Here is a 25,732-nt window from a genome sequence, read left to right on the forward strand (position 1 = left end):
TTCTAAGAGCTGAGCTCAGCCCCGAATGATAACCACCCGCATACCTTCCGTCCGGAACTACTTCCCCTACGAGCCTACCGACGACCAGGCTGACCTCTTCGGGCAGCTCGACGGCTTTTTAAAAGATCAACTACCTGGCCGAAAGGTATTTATGCTGCGTGGCTACGCCGGCACTGGCAAAACCACCGTGGTTAGTGCCCTCGTGAAGTGGCTCGATAAAATGGGCCGCAAGTATGTGCTGATGGCGCCCACTGGCCGCGCCGCCAAGGTAATGAGCCAGTACGCGGGCGTGCCGGCCAGCACCATTCACAAGCGCATCTACCGCAAGTCGGGCGGCTCCGACAGCATGGCCTTTACGCGCCAGCCCAACCGCTCGGGCGAAACGCTGTTCATCGTGGACGAAGCCTCCATGATTTCCAACGAAAAGTCTTTCGGCGAAAGCGCGCTGCTGGACGACCTGTTGGGTTACGTGTTCGAAAAAACGACCAACCGCCTGCTGCTCATCGGTGATACGGCCCAGCTGCCGCCGGTAGGGCAGAGCCTGAGTCCTGCCCTCGACCCCGGCGTGCTGGCCAGCTCGTACCGCTGCCGCGTGGAAGCCGCCGAACTGCGCCAAGTGATGCGTCAGGCCGAATCATCGGGCATTCTGATGAACGCCACCGTGCTGCGCGAGCAGCTGCGCGATGCGCAGGAAGCTGTGCCCGGCACGCCGGAGGCTACGCCCAACATCAACTTCGTGACCAAAGGCTACCCCGACCTGTATAAGATGGGCGGCGATAAGCTGGAAGACGGCCTGCGCTGGGCTTACCGGCATTTTGGGCACGAGAATACCACCATCATCTGCCGCTCCAACAAGAACGCCAACCAGTACAACCAGCTCATCCGGCGCACCTTGTTCGACGCTGAGGATGAGATAGAAGCTGGCGACTACCTCATGGTAGTGCGCAACAACTACACTTGGCTGCCGGCCGAATCGGAGGCGGGCTTCTTGGCCAACGGCGACTTCGTAGAAGTCACCAAGATCGTGCGCCGCATCGAGGAGTTCGGGTGCCGCTTCGCTGATGCCCGCCTGCGCCTCGTGGACTACCCCGACGAGCCCGAACTGGAAGCCCGCCTGCTGCTGGACACGCTGCACACCGAAAGCCCTGCCTTTCCCGCCGACCGCAATAAGGCCCTCTACGAGGCCGTTTCGGCGGATTACGCGCACCTGACTACCAAAAAAGAGAAGACGGCCGCCCTGCGCGCCGATCCGTACCTGAACGCCCTGCAGGTGAAGTTTGCCTACGCTCTTACCTGCCACAAGGCCCAAGGTGGCCAATGGCCCGCCGTGTTCGTCGACCACGGCTTTCTGAAGGAGGATATGATCAATGCCGAGTTTACTCGCTGGCTATACACGGCTGTGACGCGGGCCTCAGAGAAGCTGTTCCTGCTGAATTTCAACGCGAAACTTGTTGATGGCTCGGCGGAATGATTAGCCCGCAACCAGCGTTTCGGGGTGAATGACCCTGAGCCGATGCTATTTCGGATGATCTTTTGTGCTGCTGTGCTGTGCCTTTTGGTGCCTGCATCGGCCTTCGCTCAACTTACTCCTGGCCGGCCCCACCGGTTGGGCCCGCCACCGGCCGTACCGCGCAATAGTGCTCCGTCGGCGTGGCGCAACCAGTCCCAGCAGGAGGTAAAGCAACCATTGCGGCTTTCGAAGCAGGATAAGCAGGCGTACGAAAACTGCCCCGATCCGCGCCGCTTTGGGCCCCGGTCGCGCAAAAAAATGGTGCGCATCTGGTAGCCGGTCTTACCGGAATTTTACGTGGCTGGCCTGATTCTTGGCTGGCGGCTCGAAAATCTTAAATTTGCTGACCTCCAATACCTCACAGTTCACCCGCACCATGAAAAAAGCACTCGTACTGGCCCTGTCGCTCACGCTGGCCGGTTTTGCCGCAGAGGCTCAAACGGCGGCCGTACAGCCCGCCAACGCTAAAGAAAAGGCTAATGGCCCGGCCATTACGTTCACCGAATCGAAGTTTGACTTCGGTAAAGTGAAGATGGGCGACGTGGTGGAGCACACTTTCAAGTTTAAAAACACCGGCACGGCGCCGCTGGTCATTTCCAACATCGGTACCAGCTGCGGCTGCACTACCCCTGACTGGACCAAGGACCCCGTAATGCCGGGTAAGACGGGCACCATCACAGCCAAGTTCAACACCGCTGGCAAGATGGGCATGCAAAACAAAGTGCTGACCATCGAATCGAATGCCGCAGCGGGCAGCGCTATGGTGTCGCTGAATGGTGAGGTGCTGGACCCGGCCAACATGCCGGTTGAAACCGCCAAGGAAGCTTCGGCCGACGCCAAAGTAAAAGTGAAAGACGGCGAGGTCAAGGCTAAGGCCAAAGCCAAGAAGTCGTAATCAAACCGGCTTTCGATAAAAACCTGAAAGGCCCGGCTGGCAGCTGCCAACCGGGCCTTTCAGGTTTTTTCGTGCAATAGTCTAGCTCAGGCGCATGGCCGCTACGGCTAGCATGATCCAGCCCGCAATCAGCAGCACCCCACCAATGGGCGTGATGGCTCCCAACCAGCGCAGCCCAGTGAAGCACAGCACATAGAGAGAACCGCTAAAGATGGCAATACCAGCCAGCCACAGCCAGGCAACGGTGTTCAGGCTGGCAGCGTCGGGGCGGATCAGGCGAAGCAAACCCAAGGCAAAAAGGGCCAAGGTGTGGTAAAATTGGTAGCGAACGGCGGTTTCAAACGTATCGAGGCGGCCGGTGGCCTCCAGGTGTGCTTTAAGGGCGTGGGCACCAAAAGCACCCAGCGAAACGCCGATGGCGCCCAATGCAGCGGATAACAGAATAATCAGGCGAGCATTCATGGTCTAACTAGGGAATGGAGCGTGGCCTTGGCCACGGTGGAGTAGCTCTACAAAGGTAGCTGACTAGAACTTACCGAAGGGCTCCTGTACTTTTCCTGCTCAGCTGGAGTACCTGCTATGCCGGGTACTGACGGCTGCCAAAAATGGCACTGCCCACCCGAATGAGCGTGCTGCCTTCCGCAATAGCCAGCTGGTAGTCGCCGCTCATGCCCATGGATATTTCCCGAAACTCCTCATCGGCAGCAAAATAAGTGCCTTTCAAATGCTGGAAGTAGCCGCGCAGCGTGCTGAATTCCTGTTGCAGCTTGGCTTCGTCGTCGGTGTTGGTGGCGATGCCCATCACGCCGGTCAGGCGCACATGCTGAAACTGGCGCACGGCTTCGTCGCGAAGCAGCTCCTCCGCCTCGGGCAGCGACAGGCCAAACTTGGTTTCTTCATCGGCAATGTGAAACTGGAGCAGGCAGCGAATGGTACGTTGGTGCTTGGCGGCCTGCCGCTCCACTTCCAGCAACAGCTTCAGGCTGTCGATGCTCTGGATGGTGTGCACGAAGGACGCGAGGTACTTCACCTTATTGGTCTGCAAGTGCCCAATGAGGTGCCATTCGATGTCGGCGGGCAGCTCGGGGTGCTTGGCGGTAAGCTCCTGCACCCGGTTCTCGCCGAAAAGGCGCTGGCCCGCGTCGTAAGCCTCGCGGATGAGCTCTACGGGGTGCGTTTTGGATACGGCCACCAAGCGGCAGTTGGTGCCGGTCAGCTTTTGTTGGAAGGTTTGAATGGAATCAGCAATAGACATAGGGCAAAGCTAACGCGCGGCTAGTCTTCCAGGGCGCTGACCAGGAATGTATTCTTCAGACCCAGCCAGAGCAGCCACAAACCCAGGCACCAGTACAGGTAGTAACGGTAATAGTCGTGGGTGTTGCGGTAGCGGGTGAGCTTAATTTCGGTTTTTTCCAGTTGGTCGATGCGGTTGAATACGCGGCGCAGGGCCGAGTTGTCGGTGGCCCGGAAAAACTGCCCTTCGCCGGCGCTGGCTATCTGGCGCATCGTAGACTCATCGAGGCGGGTTTCTACGAAGCGGGGCCGGCCGGCTTCGTCGCGGCCGTAGGGCACGGTTCCGTCTTTGCCCAGCCCGATGGTGTACAGCTTTAGGCCGAAGGCGTGGGCCAGCTGGGCGGCCGTAAGCGGATCGAGTGCGCCGGCGGTGTTTTCGCCGTCGGAAAGCAGGATGCACACCCGGGAGCGGCCCGGGGAGTCGCGCAGGCGGTTGGTAGCCACGCCCAGGGCCGTTCCGATGGCCGTGCCGTCGGTAGGAATCATGCCTAGGCGCAGGCTTTGTAGCTCCTCGCGCAGCAACTCATAGTCAGTGGTAAGCGGCAGTACGGAGTAAGCATCGCCGGCGAAGGCTACCACGCCAATTCGGTCGCCGCGGCGGCCGTTGACAAAGGCCCGGGCTACGCGTTTGGCAGCTTCCAGGCGGTTGGGCTGCAGGTCCTGCAGCTCCATGGAGGCCGATACGTCTACAGCCAGCACGATGTCAATTCCGCGCCCCGACTGCTCCACGCGCTCATCGGTGCGCTGCGGACGGGCCAGGGCCAGCAAGCCCATCATCAGGCTCAGCGTCAAGACCAGATCAGGAATAAACCGCAGCAGCGCGCTCCAGTGGCCGCGCACCTGTCCGCGCACGAAGGCTACGCCCAGCTTGCGCCGTCGGCGCTGGGCCAGCAGCTCGCGCAGCACAAACAGCAGGGGCACGGCGGGCAGCAGCAGCAGCACGCGCGGCTGCGCCCACGTGTAGCTAGTGAGTGTAGAGTAGCGCAAGCCATCGATCAGCGGCGCCACCAATTGCTGCCAAAATTGCTCCATGCGGGCTAGGGGAGAGGGCAAAGGTACGCAGCCGAGCTACACGGTGCCGGGCGGGCTTGCCGGGCGGCCGAGCATGGAAGCCCGCACCATGGCGTAACGGCGGTCGGCAAAGCGGCGCAGCATTTCGAGGGCGTAATCCATTTGCTCGGTGGCTTCGTCGGGCTGCTGATTGCCGTAAATCACGCGGTCGGAGAGGCGCAACGCGGTGGCTACGTCGGAGCTGCCGCCGTAGTGCGCCACGATTTCGCGGGTAGTGAAGGTGTTCAGGGCATTGCCTTCCAGGCGCGTGAGGTAGTTTTTCCAGAGCGTAATGGCGCGTTCCATATTGGCCATGGAGCGGCTTAGCTGAAAGCGCTCCAAGTGGCGAGTGTATTGGGCCAGAAAGTACACGTGGTTGCGGGCCATGCGGTACAGCTGGTAACGACGGCGCAGGTTGCGGCCGAAGGTCCACCACAGCACCCCCAGCAAAGCCAGCACGCCTGCAGCACCAGCCAGCCAGTACGGATAATTAAACTGCGGCTTCACGGGCTGCAGCTCGGTGCTTTGGCGCAGCGGCGGCAGCTCGTCGTCCGGCGTGAGCACCGGGGCGGTGCGCAGCAGCTTAACAGCGGCCGGTGCGGGGTAGAGCATGGTAGAGTCACGGCCGCGCAGAATGGTTACCGGCAGGCTCAGCGCCTGCACTGAGTCGAGGTTGAAGGTGCGCACAGTATAGCGGCAGCGGTCGAGGCTGACGCCGTTGCGCGTGCGCGTGGGCCAGTAACGCCGGCTTACGTACTCAAAAGGCTTGTAATCAGCCGTGGAATCGGGAAAAACCACGTTCAAGGCCGGCGCGTGGCGAAACGTCAGTTCGTACTCCACCAAATCGCCCACGCGTACCGCCGAGCGCACAAATTCCCCCCGTGGCAGCGAATCGACGGCCGTAACCGCTGGCACCTGCGCCGTGGCCACGGGGCTGAGAAATAATCCCATGCCTACGGCCAACAACCAGCCCCTCAAGGCACTGCTGTACCCCATCACGCGGCCGGCGGCTGAGGTGAGGCGCCGCGGCGGTTGCGCAGGCGAAACAGGTTCAGCAGCTGCGGCACGTAATCTACATCGGTGGCGATGCTTAGAAATGAGGTGCGGTGCCGGCGGCAGATTTGCCCGATCTGCTCGCGGTTTTGCTCATAGGTCGCCTTGTAACGCGCCCTCCAGGCTTTGGATGAGGTGTTTACCCACACGGTGCGGCCGGTTTCCTGGTCGCGCAGCGGTACAATGCCCAGCGGCGGAAACTCCTTTTCGCGGCGGTCCAGCAGCTGCACCACGATGAGGTCGTGCTTGCGGGCGAGCATCGTCAGTTCCCGCTCGTAGTCGGTATCGATAAAGTCCGAAATCAGCAATACCAGGCTGCGGCGCTTGAGCAAGCTGAGTGCCTGCCGGATACCAGCGGCCACATTGGTGCCGGCGCGCTGCGGCTGCAGGCCAAACACACCCTTGATCAGGGCATATGCGTGCCGGATGCCCTTGCCCGGTGGCATATATAGCTCTTTCTGATCCGAAAAAGCCAGTACGCCCAGCTGCGCATCCTGCCGGGCGGCCGATAAGGCCAGAATGCCACAAATTTCCTGCGCTACATCGAGCTTGCGCCGGCCTTCGGCGCCCACCTGCTGCGAGCGGCTGACGTCCAGCAGCATCAGCACCGATTGTTCGCGCTCCTCTTTGTAGGTCTTCACAAAGGTGCCGTGGCCCTTAGCCGATACGGCCCAGTCAATGGCCCGCACTTCGTCGCCGTACTGGTAAAGGCGCACGTCGTCGAACTCCAGCCCCGTGCCCTTGAACACGGAGTGAAAGTCCCCCTGCAGCTGGGCATCCACTACCTTGCGGATGCGGATTTCCAGCTGGCGCAGGCGCCGCAACACGGCTTGCAGGGAGTTATCGGGGGCTGATTCGGTCATGCGTAGCGGCTAAAATAACGAGTCCGGCTGGCAGGTGTTAGTTTTGCGCCGTGAAGAATTCTTTCCTTACCCTTGCGCTGCTGCTTACTACGCTGCTGTTCAGCCAGTGCGGCCGTCCCGAAGAGCCCACGCCGCCGGCGCAGCTGCTGCCGCGCGACAAGATGGTGACCATGCTCATGGATCTGCATTTGCTGGAAGCACGGGTAGAAGCCAGCCGAATGAATGCCGATTCTTCCCGGGTTTTGTTTAACAAACAGCAGAAAGCCCTTTTCAAGCGCCACAACACCGACGAGGCTACCTTCCGGCAAAGCATTCAGTACTACGCCATTCACGGCAAAGACCTGGAGCAGATTTACGGAACCGTAATCGACAGCCTAAGCATGCGCGAAGTGCAACTGGGGACCAAGAAGTAGATGCAGTAGTGAGGCCATAGAAGCGAGTTATCGTCCTATAATCTCAGTCTACATATCTCTCCTCTCGCTTCCAGCTTAGGCCAGACGGCTACCGTTGGGCACCGGCCCGGCCAGCGTGGCCAGCACAATGCGGCCGGCCTCATCGGGGGCGCCCGTTACCAGAACTTCCGAGCGGAATGGGCCGATCTGTTTCGGAGGGAAGTTGACCACGCACAGCACCTGCCGGCCCACGAGCGTTTCGGGCGTATAGTGGTCGGTAATCTGGGCGCTGGATTTTTTCTGCCCGATTTCGGGACCTAGGTCAATCAACAGCTGATAAGCTGGCTTGCGAGCCTGCGGAAACGGCCGGGCTTCCAAAATGGTGCCCACGCGTAAGTCCACACGTTCAAAATCGGCCCAGGTAATGGGCGTGGAAGCAGCAGTAGTCATGGCCGCAAGGTAAGCGGCCGCGGCCTTACTGGCCGGCAGCAGTTTGAGCCATCGGCTCGGGGGCTGCGAATGCCTGCAGCTCGTTGAGGCGACGTTGCACCTGCTCGTCCCAGGCTTTTTGCTTGACGAGGTTCAGGCCGTGGTTGGTTTCCATGTCGTAGCGCTGCTGCTCGCGCTGCCAGTTGCCGATGGCCACTTTCATCAGGTTATTGAAAGCCGGCTGCAGATGCTCGCAGTCGAACTTGATGGTTTGCAGGCGCTGGCGCAGCTGGCGGGCGTGCACTTCGGTCAGGTCAAAGTGAATTTGCTCGTGGTGCAGCAGGGCAGCCGAAGCAGTTTGCGGCGTCTTAACCCACGACTCCGACGGCGTGAAGGTAGCCTGCACGTTGGCCGAAAAAACATAGTCTTTGCAGCCGATCTGGGCGCCGATGTTGGCGGTGGTCAGCGCATGGAGCGGATCGGAGGAGCTAGGGCGGGCTTTAAAATCGGCCCAGGTAAGCGGGCGTTTGGCCGACCAAGTCAGGAGTTCGGGTTTGCCCTGGGCTGCAGGCTGTTGTTGCTTGGCAGCTGGTTGCTGTTGGTGCGCAGCCGTAGCTGGAAGCGGCAGTAGAAGCCGAAGAAACAGCGGAAAGAGAAGCAAATCGAGCATAAAAGCGAAACCTGTTGAGCAAACCCACGTAGCTGCCGCGTCAACGCGCAAGCGCTGTCGTTTCGTTCACTGCCGCGCCCGGAACCGTGGGTTCTTGGCTTTCGCGGCTGAAACGAAGTAACAATATCGCAGCTACGACGGAAAGTCCCACCAACAGGCCCACCCAAACGCCTGGCGCCCCCCAATCAAGCCAAAAGCCCAGTGCGTAGCTTAATGGCAGCGCCACTACCCAGTAAGATAGCAAAGCTACCAGCGACGGTACTTTCACGTCTTCCAAACCGCGCAGTGCGCCCAGACCTACCACTTGCAGGCCATCCGAAACCTGGAACAAGGCTGCAATCAGCAGCAGTGAGGAAGCTTGCGCAATTACGGCCGGGTCGGAGGTATACAGGAAGGGAACGTAATAACGGGCTACAATCAGCACTAGCCCGCAAGTGCTCATAAACACGAACGTGAGCAAATAGGCCGTGAAGCCGGCTTGGCGGGCACTTAGCATATCGCCCAAGCCGCGGTAATTGCCCACGCGGATGGTGGCCGCCGCGGCAATGCCGCTCACGGCCATGAACGTTACCGAGGCCACATTGATAGCAATTTGGTGCGCTGCCTGGATAGTGGCGCCCAGCCAGCCAGCCATAATGGCCGATGCGCTGAACGCACCTACTTCAAACACCAGATGAGCCCCTATGGGCAGGCCGATATCCAGTAGCCTCCGCTGAATCGCCCAATCTGGTTTCCAACTGAGGATGGCTTCGCGGTAGGGCCGCAAACGCGAAGCGCGCAGCACGTACAAGGCCATCAGGACAGCCATGAGGGTGCGGGCAATAACGGTGGCCCAAGCGGCGCCCATCATGCCCATGGCCGGGGCTCCAAGCTTCCCAAACACCAGCATGTAACACAACAAAGCGTTGATGACGTTGGCCAGAACCGAAAGCTGCATGGGCTGGCGCGTGAGGCCCAAGCCCTCGGCAAACTGCCGGAAGCCCTGAAACACCATGAGCGGAACCAGCGACAAGAACATGACGCGCACCCACGGCCCGGCCAGCGCCACCACGGCTGGCGGCTGGTTTAGGTATTGCAGAAAGGGCGTCACCAGCCAGCCCGCCGCCGCCAATGCCAACCCGGCCAGCGCGGACATAAACACACCGCCCGCCAGCAAACGGCCTAGCTGCGGCAGGTCACGTTGGCCGTTGGCAGCGGCTACCAGCGGCGTAATGCCCATGGACAGGCCGAGGCCCATCACCATAAACAAGGTATTCAGGCTGACGCCCAACGAAACGGCCGCCAGCGGCACCGTGCCCGTCTGCCCCACCGCAATGCTATCGACCACGTTGACCAGCACGTGACCCAACTGGCTCAGCACTACCGGGTAAGCAAGCAGTAGCGTGGGGGAAATATGTGGGCGCAGCGAAGCCAGAGTCATAGCAAGAAAAGAAAACCGGACCGCAAAGGTAACCCGTTGCAGGGCGGAATCCCGTCCTCTGGTGGATAGTAGCATGCAGTGTGGCTAGCCAGCTCCCTCGTCAGTCAACGAGTGAACTGGCTTTAGCTTAGCCACCCAAGTGAGTCACTTGCTTTTGACAGCCTCTTATAAACCTGCGGTATCGCACAAAAGGGCCGCTACTAAAGTGGCGCCAGTAACACATCGGCAAACCAGTGCTGTTCGTCGGTGAAGACCTGCTGCACCCGCAGGCCCGCAGATGCCGCCAGCTCCTCGATCTGCGGCAGCGTGAACTTGTAAGAGTTTTCGGTGTGAATGGCTTCCCAAGCCGCAAACGTGAAGCTGCGCTTCAGCGCCCCGATGTGTACTTCTTGGCGGCGGCGGCTGATGAGGTAAGAGCGCACCACGCCTACCAGTGGATCGTAATCGGTGAAATGCTCCCATTGATGCAGGTCAAACTCAGCCTGCAACTCGCGGTTGAGGCGGGTGAGCAGGTTCAGGTTGAAGGCGGCCGTTACGCCTTGGGCGTCGTCGTAGGCGGCGCGGATGGTGCGCGGGTTCTTGCGCAAGTCGAAGCCGATGAGCAGGCGGTCGTCGGCAGTGAGCTGATCGGCCAGCGCGGCCAGGAACTGCTGCCGGGCCTGGGCGTGGAAGTTGCCAATGTTGGAGCCCAGGAACAGCACGGCTTTGCGACCGGCCTGGCTGCGCAGCGCGGCCAGCGCCTGCGTGTATTCGGCTACCAGCGGCTGCACTTGGAGCGTGGGTAGCTCAGCTTGCAGGCTTTGAGCTAAACCCTCGAGAGCGGAACCCGATATATCGACGGGCGCATAAGCAAAGTCTACCTCGCGGTCGAGCAGTTCCCGCAGCAGTATTTTAGTTTTTAGGCCGTCGCCAGCGCCTAACTCCAGCAGGTGAAACGCACTACCATCAGTGGGGGCCAGGGCTTGGCTGATGGCTTGGCGGTGCTGCGTCAGCAACCCGAACTCCGTGCGGGTGGGGTAATACTCCGGCAGCTCCATGATTTGCTGGAACAGGCGGCTGCCGGCGTCATCGTAGAAGTACATCGATGATAAAGTGCGCGGTGTGCGGCTCAGGCCTTCCAGCACGTGCTGGGCCAGGGCGGCGCTGGGGGCTGGCGTGGTTTTCGCCGGCGGCGCGGGCGCGGTCAGATTCGTTGTCTTCATACAGGCAATGCGGCAGGTGAGCGGTCAGAGGTTAAACAGCGGGAAGTGGCAAATGGCTAGCGAACCAGCCGGATGCCCGTGAACTGCCAGCGCTTGTCGGGGTGGAAGAAGTTGCGGTAGCTGACGCGGATGTGGCTGCGCGGGGTGGCACAAGAGCCGCCGCGCAGTACCATTTGGTTGATCATGAACTTGCCGTTGTACTCGCCCAGTGCGCCAGGCGCTTGGGAGTAGCCGGGGTAAGGATGATAGGCCGAATAGGTCCACTGCCAACACTCGCCCAGCAACTGCTGGCACTGCGAGGCGGCAGCGTCCGTGGGCAGGGGTATGGGGTCGAAGTGGTTGCTTTCCAGGAACTGTCCTTCGCTGCTATCGGCCCCGAAGTGGCGAGCGGCCAGCTCCCATTCTTGCTCAGTAGGCAGGCGGCCTCCAGCCCAATGGGCGTAGGCTGCTGCCTCGTAAAAGCTGATGTGGGTGACAGGTGCCGCCAAGTCCAGGGGCTGCAGACCGTGGTGGGTAAAGCGCTGCCACGAGCCGTCGTCTTGCCGCACCCAATACAGTGGGGCCTGCCAGCCTTCCTGCTGCACCAGTTCCCAGCCTTCACCCAGCCAATAGCGGAAGTCGGTATAGCCGCCGGCTTCCATGAATTCCAGGTAATTGGCATTGGTGACGAGGCGGCTTTGCATCTCAAAAGGCTCGATGTGCACCGTGTGGGCACCCAGCTCATTATCAAAGCAGAAGCCAGCCGGGTCGCCGGCGGCCGGCTGGTAGCCGATGGTGCCCAAGCCGCCCGGCACCGGTAGCCAAGCCGCGTTGGGCGTGGCCGTAGCACGTTCGGCAGGAGCGGGGGCCTGGGGCCAGTAGGAAGGTGCTAGCGGATTGGTGCTGAGGATGTACTTGATATCGGTAACAAGCAACTCCTGGTGCTGCTGCTCGTGCTGCAGGCCCAACTCCAGTACTTCGGCAAACGGCGCCGTTTCGGGCTCATCGGCGTAAGGCGCTAGCAGCCGCTGCATGTGCTCATCGACGTAAGCGCGGTACTTATATACGTCGGCTAAGGCCGGCCGGGAGAGCGTGCCGCGGTCGGCGCGGTTTACACGGGAGCCGAGCGAGTTGTAGTACGAGTTAAACAGATAAGCGTACTGCGGGTGAAAGAGCTCGTAGCCGGGCAGGTGCTCCCGGAGCAGAAAGGTTTCGAAAAACCACGTGGTGTGCGCTAGGTGCCACTTGGGCGGGCTTACATCGATGACCGGCTGCACCACCGTGTCTTCGGGCAGCAGCGGGCGGCATAGGGCTTCGGTCTGAGCCCGTACGGCCGCAAAACGTTGAGCGAGTTGAGTAGCAGGGGCGGCAACGGAAGCGTTCATGAGTCTGAAACAAATAGAACCAACGTTTAGCTACGCAAACCGGCTAGGTAAGGCTTGGTAGCTGCTCAGCTTGCGGCGCTTGAGCTAGCTAAATATCAGGTTTCCAATATGTGGTTAGCCGTTTTGGGCCGCGAAATAATTCCACCATCAGCCAACCGTGTCCGGAAGCCTGGCGTACAGAAATAGCGTAATCGATGGGCGGCGCCGGCCAGTTGCTCGGCAAATAGCTGGCGCTGTACTGTAGGCCCAAGCCAGCAGCAGTTCCCCATCGATGAGCCCGCCCCAGCGCCGCGGGTAAGTTTATTTTCTTAACCCAAACACCTGTCAACGATGGCCAATAATCAGCAAGGCAAACGCAGCCAAAACGATCCGAACGCCCCGCAAAACCAGGGCGATAAGCAAAGCATTCAGTCTTCCGAACAGGCCCAGAACATGGGCTCTACCGACCAAAGCCGGTCGGTGCAGAGCGGTGTGCCGGGCATTCCTAGCCAGATGCACGTAGGTGCCGACCGTGGCAAAGACTTGGAAGACAAGATCAACAAAGAGCTAAACAAGGACCACAGCAGCTCGGGCCAAAACCAAAGCCAAGCCGGCAACTACGGCACCAGCCCTACCGAGAAGGGCAGTGAGAGCCGCGGCGGCAGCGTAAGCGAAGACCGGTAGGCCTTCCCCGAGGTATTCTTTTCCGCATCCGCCCCTGTTGGCCCCGGCCGGCAGGGGCGGTGCTGTAACCGTTGGGTTGGCTTTGCGCGTATTCCTGGCAAAGCCCCTGCGGGCATTCCCACTAACCTGAACCCTACAGCTATGGCTGATCAACAGAAAAATACTGCCGGCGAAGCCGGACAACCTGATGAACTCAACAACGCCAACACGCCCGGCAGCCAGAGCAGCAGCGGTATGAGCGAGCGAATCGATGATTCGTTGGTGGAAGCCTTTGAGCGCGAAAAGCTGCAGCGCGGCGAAAAGCTGGATGTGCCCGCTTCGGCCTTGGGCGGCATCACCGGCGACGATAACACTGAGGATGCCCAGACCGGCTCACCCATCAACCGCGACCCGGAAGCCACCACCGGCCCTGTGATTGACTAAATTGCTGAATAGCTGCTGAGCGCCGTGCTGCTGCTTCCTTGGGAGCTGCGGCGCGGCGCTTACATTTGAGCCCACCCGATTCTGCTGCCCATGGCCCTGCGCCTGCACTACTCGCACCGCCCGCTTCGCTTCAATTTTCCGGCCCGCACCTCCCGCGGGGCCCTCACTGAGCACGTGGCCTGGTACCTGCACCTTACCGATACGCAAGTGCCCGGCCGGGTGGGTCTCGGCGAGGCGGCTCCGCTGGCTGGCCTCAGCCCCGACTTTCGGCCCGATATGGAAGGCCGTCTGCAGCAGCTCTGTGCCGAATTCAATGAGCAGGAATTTAGCAGTTCTGCCGACGTACACGTTGAGCAATTGCTCGAGCCGGAGTGGCCAGCCTTGCGCTTCGGGCTTGAAACGGCGCTGCTCGATTGGGAGCAGGGCGGTACCTACCAGCTTTTCGACAACGCCTTTGCTCGTGGCGAAGCTGGCCTGCCCATCAACGGACTGGTGTGGATGGGCGACGCCGATTTCATGCGCACTCAAATTCGCAAAAAGCTGGCGGAAGGCTACCGCTGCCTCAAGCTCAAAATTGGCGGCATTGACTTCGCTACTGAGCTGAGCTTGCTGCGGAGCATCCGCGAAGTGGCTGGCCCCGCCGAGTTGGTGCTGCGCGTGGATGCCAACGGCGCCTTTGCCCCCGAGGAAGCCGAAGCCAAGCTGCACCAACTGGCCGAATTCGAGTTGCATTCCATCGAGCAGCCCATCCGGGCCGGGCAGTGGGAATCTTTGGCCGACGTGTGCCGCCGTTCGCCCGTACCCATTGCTTTGGACGAAGAGCTGATAAGCCTTACCGAGCCCGACCGCCAGCAGGAGCTGCTGCAAACCGTACGGCCAGCCTACGTGGTGCTGAAGCCCACCTTGCTCGGCGGACTGGCTGCTGCTGGCCGCTGGATAGCCTTGGCGCAGCAACACGGTATGGGTTGGTGGATGACTTCGGCCTTGGAATCCAATGTGGGACTGAATGCCATTAGTCAGTTTACGGCACAGTACGCCGTGGGCGACTTTGCCCAGGGCCTAGGTACTGGGCAGCTATACCACAACAACGTGGCGGCCCCGCTGACGGTGGGCGGCGGCTTCCTGCACTACGATGCCCGCGGCACTTGGGAGCCGCTAAAAGGCTAGGAATTGGGAAGCGCGCCGTAGATTTTGTATATTATTCCGCTGTCTTCCTCTACCTCGCCGTATCTGCCATCCTATGGCTGCGTTCCGCCCGTGTCGTTGTCTGCTGACTGGCCGCGTGCGGCTGGGCTGGTGGCTATGCATGGCGGCGTTTCTGGTGGCTTTTGTAAGTACAGAGGCTGCCGCGCAGGTGCAGCCTTTTCGCCTGATTCGGTCTTGGAGCGGTAAAGCCAAAGTCCCGTTTGAGCTCCAGCGCAATCTGATCGTGGTGCCGGTGAAGCTGAACGGCCGCGGTCCTTACTACTTCATGCTTGATACCGGCGTAGGCACCTCGCTTATCACCGATCCGCGCCTGCGCGATTCGCTCAACCTGCGTTTGGGGCAGCGTTTCCTGGTAGCCGGAGTGGGAGAGGAGGCTCCGTTGGTTGCTTTTCGAACCGACAGCGTACGTGTAGAAATCGACGGCAAAGCCCTTTCGCCCAACCTTTCGCTGCTGCTGCTCTCCGACGATATTTTCGACCTGTCGGGCTACGTGGGGCAGCCGGTACACGGCATTCTGGGGGCCGATGTTTTCCGCAGCTTCGTGGTGGAAGTCGACGCCGAGCACCAGGTGCTGACCTTGCACGAGCCCCAACGTTTTCGGGCTCCGCGCGGCCGGCGCTGGACCAGCCTGCCGCTTGAGCTGGAAGGCGACAAGCCCTACATCCGTACCGACGTGGTCCTCCACGACACCCTCAAACTGCCCTTAAAGCTAATTCTGGATACCGGTGCCGGCCACGCCTTGTCGCTCGAAACCGGTTCCGACAAGCGCTTGGCGTTGCCGCCGCGCCGTCTGCGCACGCACCTCGGGCGGGGCCTGAGCGGCGATGTGCATGGTTTTCTGGGCCGGGTGCAAGGCCTGCATCTCGGCCGCTACCACGTAAAGTCGCTTATCACTTCGTTTCCCGACGAGGAGGCCGTGCGTGCCCGTACCGATGTGCCGCGCAATGGCAACATTGGCTTTGAGCTGCTGAAGCGCTTTCACGTAGTCATCGATTACCCACACAACCGCTTGTGGTTGAAACCTAATGTACTCTTTCGCGACCCGTTTGAACACGACATGTGTGGCATGGAGTTGATGGCCGTGGGGCGCGATTACCGCCGCTACGTCATCCAGCGCATCGAGCCCGGCTCGCCCGCCGACCGTGCCGAACTCAAGCCCAATGACGAGATTGTTTCCGTCAACATGACTCCGGCCCACCAACTGTCGCTCACCCAGCTCAGCCGCCTGCTGCACTCCGACGATGGCCGCCAGCTGCTGCTGTTCGTGCGCCGCTCCGATGGCGAGTTGCACGTGGCCCGCATCACGCTCAAGCGCCTGCTTTAAGCGCAAAGCGGCAAAAGCCAACACTGGGCACGACGTGGGCGAGTACCCGCGTATCGGGCAAACCCGTATCTTGGAACACCCCTCTATCAGGCTTGGGGCTTCTTCCAGCTTCGTCGCGTTCCGTCCCGATGTCCTCGGCCACCATCTCCGCCGCCCCGTCTCAGCCCCCTACGTCGGCCGCTATTCGGGCCAATCAACATATTTACCACGACTATTTCGACGAGGAATTCGTGCGGGCTATCGATGAAAACCTGCTAGAGCTGTTGGACAAGGTGTGGTTTCGTTCAGAGCTAGTGGGGTTCGTGGAGAATTATCCTGAGCGCAACAACCCGGCGCGGCCGCTGATCTTCTGTTCCAACCACTCGGGCATGGCTTTTCCCTGGGACGCTGTGGTGGCCCTGTCGCACATGTACCGCCGCCTGCCCAGCATCGCCGATGTGCCCCGGCCTTTATCGGCCCCGCTACTCTCGCAGTCGGCCCTGATGAACCCCTTCCTGCTGCGCGACTTCTGGAAGCGCGCGGGCTGCGTGGATGCCACCACGCTGAACTTCGAGACGATGATGTACTACACCGCCCACAACCTGATGCTGTACCCCGAGGGCGTACCGGGCATCGGGAAGGGATTCAACCGGAAGTACCAACTGCAGCGTTTGGCCAGCAGCACCGTGCGCCTCAGCATTCAGCACCGCACCGATTTGATTCTCTTCTCCACCGTCAACGGCGAGTACCTGAATCCCCACGCCTACAGCTGGGAAGGCATCAACAAGTGGAGCAAGAAAATCGGTATACCGTTTCTGCCAATGACGCTGCTGCTCATCGGTATCATCTTGCAGCCTTGGATGTTCTACATGGCCTTTCCGGCCAAGCTTACCTTTGTGCTCGGCAGTCGGGTACGGCCGTATGAGTGGGTCGATAAGCCGTTCGAAGAGTTGACCCGGGAGGATTTCGTGGCGCTGTCGGAGCGGGTGCAAGCCCAGATGCAGCAGGAACTGGATGCAGCCGTGGCACAATACGGCCAGAAGCCTTACAACTGGCGGGAACTGTGGCAGCGCATGAAAGAGCACCGGCAATACTTCCCGTTCTACCTACCGCCATTCTGGCCGTTGATTTTTCATGAGTTTGAACGTTGCTACGCCAAAGAGGGCAAACGAGGCTTTAAGATGAAGCTAACCGGATGGGGCACCACGCTGCGCCTGCTGTGGCGCAACCCGTTTGTTATCAATTTCTTTATTCCCATCCTGGGCTGGATTCCTATTGCCATTCGCGGTTACTATAAAAACCGCATCGGCCAGAAGCTGCCCGGCCAATAGCCTCCGACACTTGCGAAGTACATGTTGTAAAGTGCACGGTTAGCCACAGCCTTTTCCTGGCTCACATACTGCCAAGTCATTTTGGATTTTTCGATATCAATCAAGCCCTTATAGTTGTGGCTGGCACCTAGTATTGTATAAAAGCCTTGACAAGCACCTAGTTAGCTCAACGACTGTAAAGGGTAATGCTTTTCAAAAACACACGACAGCGGAAAAAGACAAAACGCTGCAGAAAAACCAGTACCTTATCAACCCTGCACCCGCTACCCTCGTTTACCACCTAAACTACTGGTAGTCTGGACAACGGACCTTTGGGCCTGCTGCCCGTTTGGCAAGCTTCGGCGGGCCATGCTTGCCGCTTTCTTTTCCTACGCATCCCCACCTCATGCCTTCGTTTCAGCACCAGCTGGTCAAATGCCTGCTTACGGCAGCGGCCGGACCTATTGCGCGTCGCCGCCCAACCATCAATAGCCTACGCCTTGGGCTAGAGGTGAGCACCTTGCTGCAGTTTATGCCTTGGGGCGTGCATTTTGAACGCGTCGCCGCCCAAGAAGGCGTGGTGGCTGAATGGATAGAGCCTGAAGGTGCCGACCAAAGCCGGGTGCTGCTGTACTTGCACGGCGGTGCTTACGTAATGGGTTCCCTGAATACCCACCGCGGTTTCATCGGGGCACTAGCCCAGCGCTGCGGCATGCGGGCTTTATCAGCTGACTACCGCAAGGCCCCTGAAAACCCCTTTCCGGCAGCCTTGCACGACGCGGTAGCGGCCTGGCACTGGCTGCTACGGCAGGGCTATCAACCCCAAGACGTAATACTGGCCGGCGACTCGGCGGGTGGTGGGCTAGTGCTGGCCCTGCTTCAATACCTGCGCGATGCCGGAAAGCCACTGCCCGCTGCTGCCCTATGCCTTTCGCCCTGGACCGACCTTGACCTGCCCGGAGCCGCCCGCACCGCTGAAAGCCTGCCCGACGAAGCCAAATTCGTGGAAGCCCTCGAAATACGGGCTTGGGGGCAGCAGTACGCGGGCCAGACGCCCCTAACCAACCCGCTACTCTCGCCCTTGTACGCCGATCTGCACAACCTACCGCCGTTGTTACTGCAAGTATCGGATGGCGAACTGCTGTATCACGATACCCTAACGTTGGCAACCCGCGCCCGCGCCGTGGGTGTGCCCGTGACGGTGCAGGCGTTTGAAGGGTTGGTGCATTGGTGGCATCTGTTCTGGCGCACCATGCCGGAGGCCAAATTGGCCTTGGTGCAGGCCAGTGATTTTGTTCAAAACGTGTGGCGCGCCCAAGCAGAAGCACAGCGGCTGGCTACGCTGCACAGAAATCGAAAATTGGCAGAAAAGCCGCTTCGCAGCCGCATGCGTGCCGCTGCATAAGGCTGTATTAGACGGATGAATCACGCTGCCGATTTTTTCTGCAAAAAATTGGCACTCAATTGTCCCTGAATATTTACCTTTTTGTAGGTTTGCATCAGGTAGTCGGCATGCATACTACTTTTGAGCACCCCAAGCTTGCCGCGCCGGTTTTCTTAACTCCCAATTTTTTCCCAGTCATGGAAGATTTGTTCAAGAAATTCATCTACGCCGGCGTTGGCTTTGTTTCGCGTACCAACGACCGGGTGCAGGACACCATCAATCAGCTGGTGCAGGAAAACAAACTCTCGCAGCAGGAAGGCGAGAACATCATCAAGGCCCTGCAGAAAAACACCGACACCAAGCGCAAGGAGTTCGAGACCCAAATCAACAGCATCGCCAAGCGCGTGATGAAGGGCATGGGCGTAGCTTCCGACGCAGAAGTTGAGGAGCTGAAGCGTGCAGTGAAAGGTCCTGCCAGCAAATCCAGCGCCGCTACCGGTGAGAAGAAAGCCACTACCAGCAAGTCGGGCGCAGGCAGCGCCACCAAATCGGCTGCTAGCAGCACAGCCAAGAAAACTGAAGGTGCCTCGACGACGGCCAAGAAAGCCGCTGCTGGCAGCAAGGGCGGTTCGGCCAAAAAGTCGACTGCTGCCCCCGCTGCTGCTACGGATACTGCCGCCGACAACTCCTAATTTCAGCTTATAGCTAAAAGAACCCCGCTGGCCGGTGCCAGCGGGGTTTTCTTTTGTTGCTCCCCGCGGGCGGGCAAGTGCGCCGCACCCGTTTTTTTCCGACTTTGGCGACAATGTTCAAAAATACGATGTCCAACCTCGGCCGCATCGGTCAAGTGGCGGAGGTGCTATTGCGCTACGGGTTCGAGGATGCTGTGACTTCCACCGCTTTGCGGCGGCTGGTGCCGAACGGCCGCCGGCTCACTTGGCAGCACGGTGAGCAGTCCGTATTCGAAATGTCGCGCTGGGAACGGGTGCGCATGGTCATCGAAGAGCTGGGGCCTACGTTTATCAAACTGGCGCAGGTGCTCAGCAACCGGGCTGACCTGCTTCCGCAGGCCTTGGTGGATGAGTTTGCCAAGTTGCAAAGCAACGTGCCGCCTTTTAGCACCGAAGTAGCCCGGCAAATAGTAGCCCGGGAACTGGGGCGGCCCTTGGAGGAAGTGTTTAGCGAGTTTGATGAGGTGCCGCTGGGCTCGGCCAGCATCGGGCAGGTGCACCGCGCCCGTCTCATCGATGGTACCGAAGTGGTGGTGAAGGTGCAGCGGCCCGATGCCCGGGACAAAGTCACGACCGACCTTAGCCTGCTGCGCGAGTTGGTACGCCTCACCGGAGGCTACCTTCGCAAGCAAGGCCTTTCCAACCCGCGCGACATCGTGGAAGCGTTCGAGCGGAGCATGATGCAGGAGCTGGACTACACTTCCGAGGCGCGGGCCATGGAGCAGTTTCGCAAGCTCTACGCCGATTACCAGACCTTCTACGTGCCCAAGCCCTACCGCGAGCTGAGTACGGCGCAGATCTTGGTTATTGAGTTTGTGAGCGGTTGCAAAATCACGGACAAGGAGCAACTGCTGCGCTGGAAGCTGAACCCGGCCATCGTCGCTGAAACCGGCATGGATATCTACCTGACGCAGATATTCGAGTTCGGCATCTTCCACGCCGATCCGCACCCCGGCAACGTGCTCGTGCGGCCCGATGGCACCATTGTACTCATCGATTTCGGCATGGTGGGGCGCCTCACCAAGCAGCAGAAATACGCCTTTGCGGGCGTATTCATCAGCATGGGCCAGCAAGATGCCCGCGGCATGGCGCTGAACTTTCGGCGGCTGGCCCTCACCGCCGATATTCAAGACATGCGCACCTTTGAGGCTGACCTGCAACTGCTTATTGACGACTTTGCTGGGCTGGATGTAAAGGAGATGAGCATGAGCGCCTTGGCCGAGCGGCTGCAGCACGTGATATATCGCTACAAGCTGCAGGTGCCGGGCTCGGTGTTTTTGATTTTGCGGGCCTTGGTAATTCTCGAAGGCATCGGCAAGGTGCTGCACCCGGCTTTCAATACGTTTGAGTTTGTGCGCCCTTACGGCCGGCGGCTGATTCTGGAACAGTATTCCGTTTCGAATGTCACCACGGAGCTGCAACACACCGGACAGCAGCTGCTGGCGCTGATGTATACTTTGCCGACGGATGTGCGGCAGATTGTGCGCAAGCTGTCGAAAGGCGACCTGCGGGTGCAGGCACAACTGTCGGGCTACGGGCCATTGCTAAGCACTGCCGAGCGGTTGGTGTCGCGCACCATTATCACGCTACTGGCCATTGCCTTTCTGCTGTTCTCGGGCCTGTCGCTGCTCGGGCGTTACCCCGCCGATCAGATGCCTTACTACCGAGGCCTCCCGGCCGTGACCTGGTGGGGGCTAGGCGCCACCGCTTTTTGGTTGATGGTGCTGTTTATTCTAACGATTCGGAAGCAGAAGCTATAGCCGATGCTAGGCTGATACAGAGACTTTGCACTTTTTAAGGGACGTTTCATTGCAGCTCCCGGCTGAAGGGCTGAACTTTGCCCCCGAATTGCGCAGCTAGAAACCATTGGCTGCGCTTGGGTTCTGCATCGTGCGCTTCAATTCTGTTCTCCGCCTGTTGGGTGGGCTATTTGGCCTGCTGTTTTTGCTGCCCGTAACGGCTAAAGCACAAGTTTCATTGCTGCGCGACGTCACCATCCGGACCGACACGGCTACTTATCAGCTGAGCCGGCACACCGTCGTCGTGCAAGGTGAGCCGACCATGTTCTTCTGGTTTCGGCGCGACGATGAGACAGTGGAATTGCGCCTGCAGCCCGAAGCTAAGTTGCCGGGGCAGCGCCCGTTGCGCCTGCGCCGCTCCGCTGATTTTCAGCAACTCGACTCGCTCACGCTCGAAGCCGATGGCTCGTACCGCACGCGCCTGAAATTCAACGACCTTACTAACGCGCAGTTTATCCGGTTAGTGGTGGAGCAGCCCGCCGATGTAGCCGGCCAGGAGCCCACGCGCGATGTAGTGCCCCTGCTGCCCGTAGCGCGAACCACCGTAGCCCTGCGCCGCGTCGATGAAGAACTGTACGTGGGGGAGGAAAAAGTATTTGAGCTGACCAGCTCCAACCCGCGCAACGTGCGCGCCACCGGGGAATGGGTGCGCGAGGCAGAATTTGACTACCGGCTTGTCCGAGAAGCCAGCGGCACCCTGCGGCTGCACGTGCTGCCTAATCAGCTGGGCCGACGCACTTTGGTAGTGAAGCTGCAAACCGAACGGCCCCTGCTGCAGAGCGGCGGTAAGCTGAATTATCAGTTGCCTCCGTTGCGCTATGAGTTTACGGTGAAGGCCTCGCGTCTGCGCTTTCTTTCGCCCGATAAACGTAGCATAACGCTGGACGAGCAAAACCGTCGCCGGGGCGTGGAGCTGATTCTGGACAACGGCCGTTCCTTCGATTTGCGCCGTACCTATCGCCTCGAAGATCAGGAGGAGCCCGGCGGCTCACTTATCGCCGAGCTCTACACGCGCCAGTACCTCAGCAACGACCGGGTGCTGTGCTACCTGCGCCCCTACAACACGCACCGCCAGACCGAAGGCTACCTCTACATCAAGCTCAACGACCAGGCCCAGTACATCACCAACCTCGACATCACGCCCAAAACCACCATCAGCAGCGTGCAGGTACTGCACCGCGGCGGCGACTGGTCGTCGTCGCTGAACGTGAATCCCGGCGAAACGGTGGACGTGCGCCTAGAAGGGGAGGGGCTGCAGAAAGCCCGCTTCCACTTCGAGGATCTGCAGATTATTCCTTCCGATTCGGCTGTGCGTACCGATACGCGCACGGTATACCGCGTGCAGGTGCCCGTGACGTACGACAAGCGCAAAAGCATCATCTACAACGCCGGCCAACCGACGGGCTTTTCGCTAAGTGTGCGCGAATTCCAACGCCCGCACGCGCTGGACTTTATATCAGTGAGCTACGGCGAATCGGCACGGCAGATTACGCGCCTGGGCGGACCGATTCTGTACGACCACACCGTGCGCGACGTGGTGTTCAACTTTAACCCCGCCGGCATCGATTCGGACCGGCAACTCTTTGGCAAGCAGTACCTCTCGTTTGAGATTCGTACCCTGAATAGTAAGGGCGAATTGGTGGAGATGCGCAACATCGATAATGTGCTCATCTGCCCCGGCGACAACTCGCCCCGCGCCGCCTTTTACCAGGACAAGCAGTGCCGCACTGACCCGCTCAGCCTGAACACCATCCTTTCCCGCAAAACCTACGACCTCGACGATTGGAGCCGCATCATTGTGACGGTGAAGCACAATGCCACGCAGTACAGCGAGCCGGGCTACACCCAAACGGTGGAACTAGTGCTGAAGCGCAAGTTTAAGTTTGACATCGACGTGAGCTTTCCGGCCGGTTTGCTTACGAAGCGCTTAAGCGAATCGGGCTACAGTTCATTCGGGGGTATTTCGTTGGCGACCCTGGCCCAGTTCAGCTTCTATCACCCGGAGAAAATTAACCGCCTGCGCCCGTATAAAGTGGGTGCCGGCTTCGTCGCCATCAATGCTTTCAACCTGAGTGACAACGCAAACCGCGACCTAGGCTTAGTAATCTTAGGGTCGGTATACCCCACACGTCGCGAGGCTAAGCTTACCTTCCCGCTGTACTTAGGCGGCGGTTATCTGCTTTCGAAGAAAGACTGGTTTTTCCTGTTGGGGCCAGGTATCGGAGTGCGGCTGTAGCTTTCTGTACTACACATCCAAGCGCAGTCGGCCCCCAGTGCTTTAAACGAATGGAAGTGGTTTAGGGTAGTTAACGGGTAATGCACCCGGTTGTGAGCAGGACTACCTTTGATACATATAGTAAGCGAGTTGAATGCCCCACCTACCGGTCAGGTGTAAGTAGGGTAGTAACCCTTCGTAATAGCCATTAAGGCGTATTTCCTTGTGTGAGGCTATGGGCAAGGCTAGGCCGGCATACACCGACAAAAATGGGGAAGCATCACCGCGCTGCTGCTCCAAAACAGTTGTACGGAAGGCTTCTGCGCTATTGGCTGCGCGCTGCTGAGTTACATATTGGCCAAGCAGCACGTAATCGAGCCCCAAACCTGAACCGAGCGTCACATAAGCCTTAGAACATACAGCCCAGCGCTTGCCTAGAGTAGCTACACCCGTCAGAATGCTTACTTGGCCTCGTTCTCGTTGGTCGGTGGGAGAGGAAGGGCTAGTTGTAAAATCGTATACTGTGGACTGCAGTCTTTCTACCCCATAATTGAGCTGAATGCTCGTCTGCAAACCTGTGGTACGTACACTAGTCCATTCACCGCCTACCTGCACTCCTTTACCGTTAAAGCACTGCCCGTAAATGCCGGCTTCGGAGAAGAAACGGCGGTAGCCGCTTATCCTGACTGCAAAGCCCCGTTGCGAAAGTGCTGATGGGCTCGGGCGGTGCTGCCATTGCGCATCCACACATTTATTGTACTGCTTCAGCACCTGCTCCAAGTTCGCAGGGTTAAACGCCAGGCCTATCAACTTCGGATCGGTTTGTTGTAAGGTAGGGCAGACAGTTAGGTACCGGTGAAATACCACATGCCAATTCACAGCCGTCAGCTCGTAGAGCGTATCGGCCGCAGATGGACGCAGGAGCTGACCGCTTTCGTCGGTAAATGAATATAAGCTAGCAGTGCCGGTAAGGATGGGTAGCGCAAACCGAGCCGAGTCACTGCCATTGGAAAGATGCACGATGAAGCTGCGCACCAAGGGGTTGCGTCCTACTCCATAGCCACGCAGATGTTGTGCCCGATACACCTGAGGTAATTCACCCCCTTGCTGGTACAACTGAACACGCCCATCTGACTTTTCCTGCACATTGCCGCGGAGAGTGTCGCCTGCCAAGTTAATTACATACCCAGGAAGACCTTGTGCTGCTGCATTTACGCTTAAGAATATAAAGCAAACTAGTACGTAAAAGTGAGGCATAAAGCAGGGGTAGATGAGTTACAAGTAGCTGAACCTTGTACAAAGGTAAAGGAAAGCCTGAGCAGCGACGCCTAGACTTTAGGGTTAGGTGCCAGATTCCAATTAATGCTGGCGCGAAGAGGATTACTGCAGCTGCACTATAAGCTTAGAGCATCACTCCAAAATCCAAACGCAGAACGCGCTGTTTTGCCCATGTCTGATCATTGGCTTCGGCGGAATGTTGAATCAACCGAAGTTCAGCATTGAACTCTGGAAGCCCCGCGACTTGAATCGATACGCCTGAACCACCGGCAACTCCAATACTTGCTTTCCAAGGCAACGCCATTGGCACTCGGGTAGACTCGGCTTGATGCGAGTTTTTGTAGATAGTCTCGGAGCGGTTGAAAAGATTATAGCCAATGTTCGCTCCGGCGTTTAGATAAGGGCGTATGGAGTTTCTGCCCAATGTATACCGGAATAGGAGGGGAACTTGTAACTGAGAAAGCCGGATGTCCGAGGTTCGGGTGGTAGTGTAGAAAGCAAAGCCATTGGGAACCTGAACTGGCCGGTGCAGATTGCGCAGGTGAGCATAAACTAGTTCGGCCTGCATCGAAAGGCGGGTTTTCGTCGCAACATGCATCACTACGCCCGCTTGGTAGCCAACGTTTAGTACCAGGGAGCCGGTGCCAATAGAGGCTGGCAGCAGGAAGCGGGCAGTATTCAACCCGGCTCTAACCCCAAACTGCGTGCTGATCCCACCGATAGACTTTACCGCCCTGCTCGGTTGCTCAGGGTGGCGGCAGGCGTCGTAGGCCTGCACTAAGCGCGTCATACCGATGGGAGTGTAGGGGTAGCGCCGCTCGATGTCGCTGTAGGCAAAGTCGAGCGTGGCGCAACCAGGCAGCAGGCGCAGCAGCGTAACGCGCGCGGTGACGGGCGGCACCTCCACGGCGTATGCCGAGTCGGCGGGCTGCACAAAGAAGCGGTTCTTGCGGTCGGCGTCTTCGGCTAGATATAGGCGTGTGGGACCTTCCACCAACGGAGCTAGTAGCTGCCGCCGGCCGTGCGCTCCCACGGTCCGGCTGACTAAGTACGGCCCTTTGGCATTGCCGCAGCTGACCATTTCAGTCGGGGTAAACGTAGCCGTGGGCAAGCCCTTGCGGTGCAAGCGCACGGACTCATAACGATGCAGCTCTACCTCCCCACGCAAGGTGTCGCCGGCTTGCGTGACTAGGTAATCGGAAGCGAAACGTTGCGCCAGTGCGACGGAGGAGGTTAACAGAATTGAGGTAAGGAAAAGAAAACGTCGCACAAATCGAAC

General features: G+C 59.3%; 25 protein-coding genes. 13 read left to right on the top strand and 12 right to left on the bottom strand.

Annotated elements, in window-relative coordinates; all coding sequences use genetic code 11:
• Positions 1-25 precede the first annotated feature (25 nt).
• From AC5FXY_RS16495 to AC5FXY_RS16505, 3 genes are all read left to right on the top strand, one after another.
• Positions 26-1,471, top strand: coding sequence for an ATP-dependent DNA helicase (locus AC5FXY_RS16495; RefSeq protein WP_493557802.1), 1,446 nt, complete (start codon positions 26-28; stop codon positions 1,469-1,471).
• A gap of 72 nt (positions 1,472-1,543) precedes the next feature.
• The gene (locus AC5FXY_RS16500; RefSeq protein ID WP_493557803.1) at positions 1,544-1,786 is read left to right on the top strand and encodes a hypothetical protein; all 243 of its coding nucleotides are present in this window, start codon (positions 1,544-1,546) and stop codon (positions 1,784-1,786) included.
• A 100-nt stretch (positions 1,787-1,886) separates the two neighbouring features.
• Positions 1,887-2,405, top strand: a complete 519-nt coding sequence (locus AC5FXY_RS16505) for a DUF1573 domain-containing protein (protein WP_493557804.1) — start codon at positions 1,887-1,889, stop codon at positions 2,403-2,405.
• A gap of 81 nt (positions 2,406-2,486) precedes the next feature.
• On the opposite strand, the gene AC5FXY_RS16510 is transcribed toward AC5FXY_RS16505, so the two are convergent.
• The 5 genes from AC5FXY_RS16510 to AC5FXY_RS16530 all read right to left on the bottom strand — a co-directional run bounded on the left by AC5FXY_RS16510 (position 2,487) and on the right by AC5FXY_RS16530 (position 6,664).
• Positions 2,487-2,867, bottom strand: coding sequence for a DUF423 domain-containing protein (locus AC5FXY_RS16510; RefSeq protein ID WP_493557805.1), 381 nt, complete (start codon positions 2,865-2,867; stop codon positions 2,487-2,489).
• A 115-nt stretch (positions 2,868-2,982) separates the two neighbouring features.
• The gene (locus AC5FXY_RS16515) at positions 2,983-3,660 is read right to left on the bottom strand and encodes a YggS family pyridoxal phosphate-dependent enzyme (RefSeq protein ID WP_493557806.1); all 678 of its coding nucleotides are present in this window, start codon (positions 3,658-3,660) and stop codon (positions 2,983-2,985) included.
• Between the two features lie 20 nt (positions 3,661-3,680).
• On the bottom strand, positions 3,681-4,730 hold the full coding sequence (locus tag AC5FXY_RS16520; RefSeq protein WP_493557807.1) for a VWA domain-containing protein: 1,050 nt from the start codon (positions 4,728-4,730) through the stop codon (positions 3,681-3,683).
• A gap of 36 nt (positions 4,731-4,766) precedes the next feature.
• Positions 4,767-5,699, bottom strand: a complete 933-nt coding sequence (locus tag AC5FXY_RS16525) for a hypothetical protein (protein WP_493557808.1) — start codon at positions 5,697-5,699, stop codon at positions 4,767-4,769.
• 44 nt (positions 5,700-5,743) lie between these two features.
• A complete protein-coding gene (locus tag AC5FXY_RS16530; RefSeq protein WP_493557809.1) occupies positions 5,744-6,664 on the bottom strand; it encodes a DUF58 domain-containing protein in 921 nt (306 codons plus the stop codon).
• A 50-nt stretch (positions 6,665-6,714) separates the two neighbouring features.
• On the opposite strand from AC5FXY_RS16530, the gene AC5FXY_RS16535 reads away from it, so the two are divergent.
• On the top strand, positions 6,715-7,077 hold the full coding sequence (locus AC5FXY_RS16535) for a DUF4296 domain-containing protein (protein WP_493557810.1): 363 nt from the start codon (positions 6,715-6,717) through the stop codon (positions 7,075-7,077).
• 75 nt (positions 7,078-7,152) lie between these two features.
• Here AC5FXY_RS16535 and AC5FXY_RS16540 read toward each other — a convergent pair whose 3' ends face one another.
• From AC5FXY_RS16540 to egtB, 5 genes are all read right to left on the bottom strand, one after another.
• Positions 7,153-7,506 carry a tRNA-binding protein gene (locus tag AC5FXY_RS16540; protein WP_493557811.1) on the bottom strand — a complete coding sequence of 118 codons (354 nt, stop codon included), beginning with the start codon at positions 7,504-7,506 and terminating at the stop codon, positions 7,153-7,155.
• A 25-nt stretch (positions 7,507-7,531) separates the two neighbouring features.
• The gene (locus tag AC5FXY_RS16545) at positions 7,532-8,155 is read right to left on the bottom strand and encodes a DUF922 domain-containing protein (RefSeq protein ID WP_493557812.1); all 624 of its coding nucleotides are present in this window, start codon (positions 8,153-8,155) and stop codon (positions 7,532-7,534) included.
• Positions 8,156-8,195: 40 nt separating this feature from the next.
• Complete coding sequence (locus AC5FXY_RS16550; RefSeq protein ID WP_493557813.1) at positions 8,196-9,575, bottom strand: MATE family efflux transporter; 1,380 nt, start codon at positions 9,573-9,575, stop codon at positions 8,196-8,198.
• A 200-nt stretch (positions 9,576-9,775) separates the two neighbouring features.
• Complete coding sequence (gene egtD, locus AC5FXY_RS16555) at positions 9,776-10,777, bottom strand: L-histidine N(alpha)-methyltransferase (protein ID WP_493557814.1); 1,002 nt, start codon at positions 10,775-10,777, stop codon at positions 9,776-9,778.
• A gap of 56 nt (positions 10,778-10,833) precedes the next feature.
• Entirely contained in the window at positions 10,834-12,141 is a 1,308-nt protein-coding gene (egtB, locus tag AC5FXY_RS16560; RefSeq protein ID WP_493557815.1) for an ergothioneine biosynthesis protein EgtB, read from the bottom strand.
• 330 nt (positions 12,142-12,471) lie between these two features.
• Between egtB and AC5FXY_RS16565 the strand changes: the two genes are divergently transcribed.
• From AC5FXY_RS16565 to AC5FXY_RS16605, 9 genes are all read left to right on the top strand, one after another.
• Positions 12,472-12,804: a hypothetical protein gene (locus tag AC5FXY_RS16565; RefSeq protein WP_493557816.1), complete on the top strand. Its 333-nt coding sequence runs from the start codon at positions 12,472-12,474 to the stop codon at positions 12,802-12,804.
• 141 nt (positions 12,805-12,945) lie between these two features.
• Complete coding sequence (locus AC5FXY_RS16570) at positions 12,946-13,227, top strand: hypothetical protein (protein WP_493557817.1); 282 nt, start codon at positions 12,946-12,948, stop codon at positions 13,225-13,227.
• Positions 13,228-13,317: 90 nt separating this feature from the next.
• Positions 13,318-14,394 carry an o-succinylbenzoate synthase gene (locus tag AC5FXY_RS16575; RefSeq protein ID WP_493557818.1) on the top strand — a complete coding sequence of 359 codons (1,077 nt, stop codon included), beginning with the start codon at positions 13,318-13,320 and terminating at the stop codon, positions 14,392-14,394.
• 73 nt (positions 14,395-14,467) lie between these two features.
• Positions 14,468-15,757: an aspartyl protease family protein gene (locus AC5FXY_RS16580; RefSeq protein ID WP_493557819.1), complete on the top strand. Its 1,290-nt coding sequence runs from the start codon at positions 14,468-14,470 to the stop codon at positions 15,755-15,757.
• A gap of 128 nt (positions 15,758-15,885) precedes the next feature.
• Positions 15,886-17,067, top strand: a complete 1,182-nt coding sequence (locus tag AC5FXY_RS16585) for a lysophospholipid acyltransferase family protein (protein ID WP_493557820.1) — start codon at positions 15,886-15,888, stop codon at positions 17,065-17,067.
• Between the two features lie 385 nt (positions 17,068-17,452).
• Complete coding sequence (locus AC5FXY_RS16590) at positions 17,453-18,451, top strand: alpha/beta hydrolase (protein ID WP_493557821.1); 999 nt, start codon at positions 17,453-17,455, stop codon at positions 18,449-18,451.
• A 176-nt stretch (positions 18,452-18,627) separates the two neighbouring features.
• Positions 18,628-19,122 (top strand): phasin family protein, encoded by a 495-nt coding sequence (locus tag AC5FXY_RS16595; protein WP_493557822.1) that lies wholly within the window; start codon positions 18,628-18,630, stop codon positions 19,120-19,122.
• A 113-nt stretch (positions 19,123-19,235) separates the two neighbouring features.
• Positions 19,236-20,921, top strand: coding sequence for an ABC1 kinase family protein (locus AC5FXY_RS16600; protein ID WP_493557823.1), 1,686 nt, complete (start codon positions 19,236-19,238; stop codon positions 20,919-20,921).
• A gap of 130 nt (positions 20,922-21,051) precedes the next feature.
• On the top strand, positions 21,052-23,196 hold the full coding sequence (locus AC5FXY_RS16605) for a hypothetical protein (protein WP_493557824.1): 2,145 nt from the start codon (positions 21,052-21,054) through the stop codon (positions 23,194-23,196).
• A 102-nt stretch (positions 23,197-23,298) separates the two neighbouring features.
• Here AC5FXY_RS16605 and AC5FXY_RS16610 read toward each other — a convergent pair whose 3' ends face one another.
• Positions 23,299-24,432, bottom strand: a complete 1,134-nt coding sequence (locus tag AC5FXY_RS16610) for a hypothetical protein (RefSeq protein WP_493557825.1) — start codon at positions 24,430-24,432, stop codon at positions 23,299-23,301.
• Positions 24,433-24,577: 145 nt separating this feature from the next.
• Positions 24,578-25,723: a porin family protein gene (locus AC5FXY_RS16615; protein ID WP_493557826.1), complete on the bottom strand. Its 1,146-nt coding sequence runs from the start codon at positions 25,721-25,723 to the stop codon at positions 24,578-24,580.
• Between the last annotated feature and the right edge of the window lie 9 nt (positions 25,724-25,732).

This window comes from Hymenobacter sp. FMD4 (assembly GCF_058932745.1).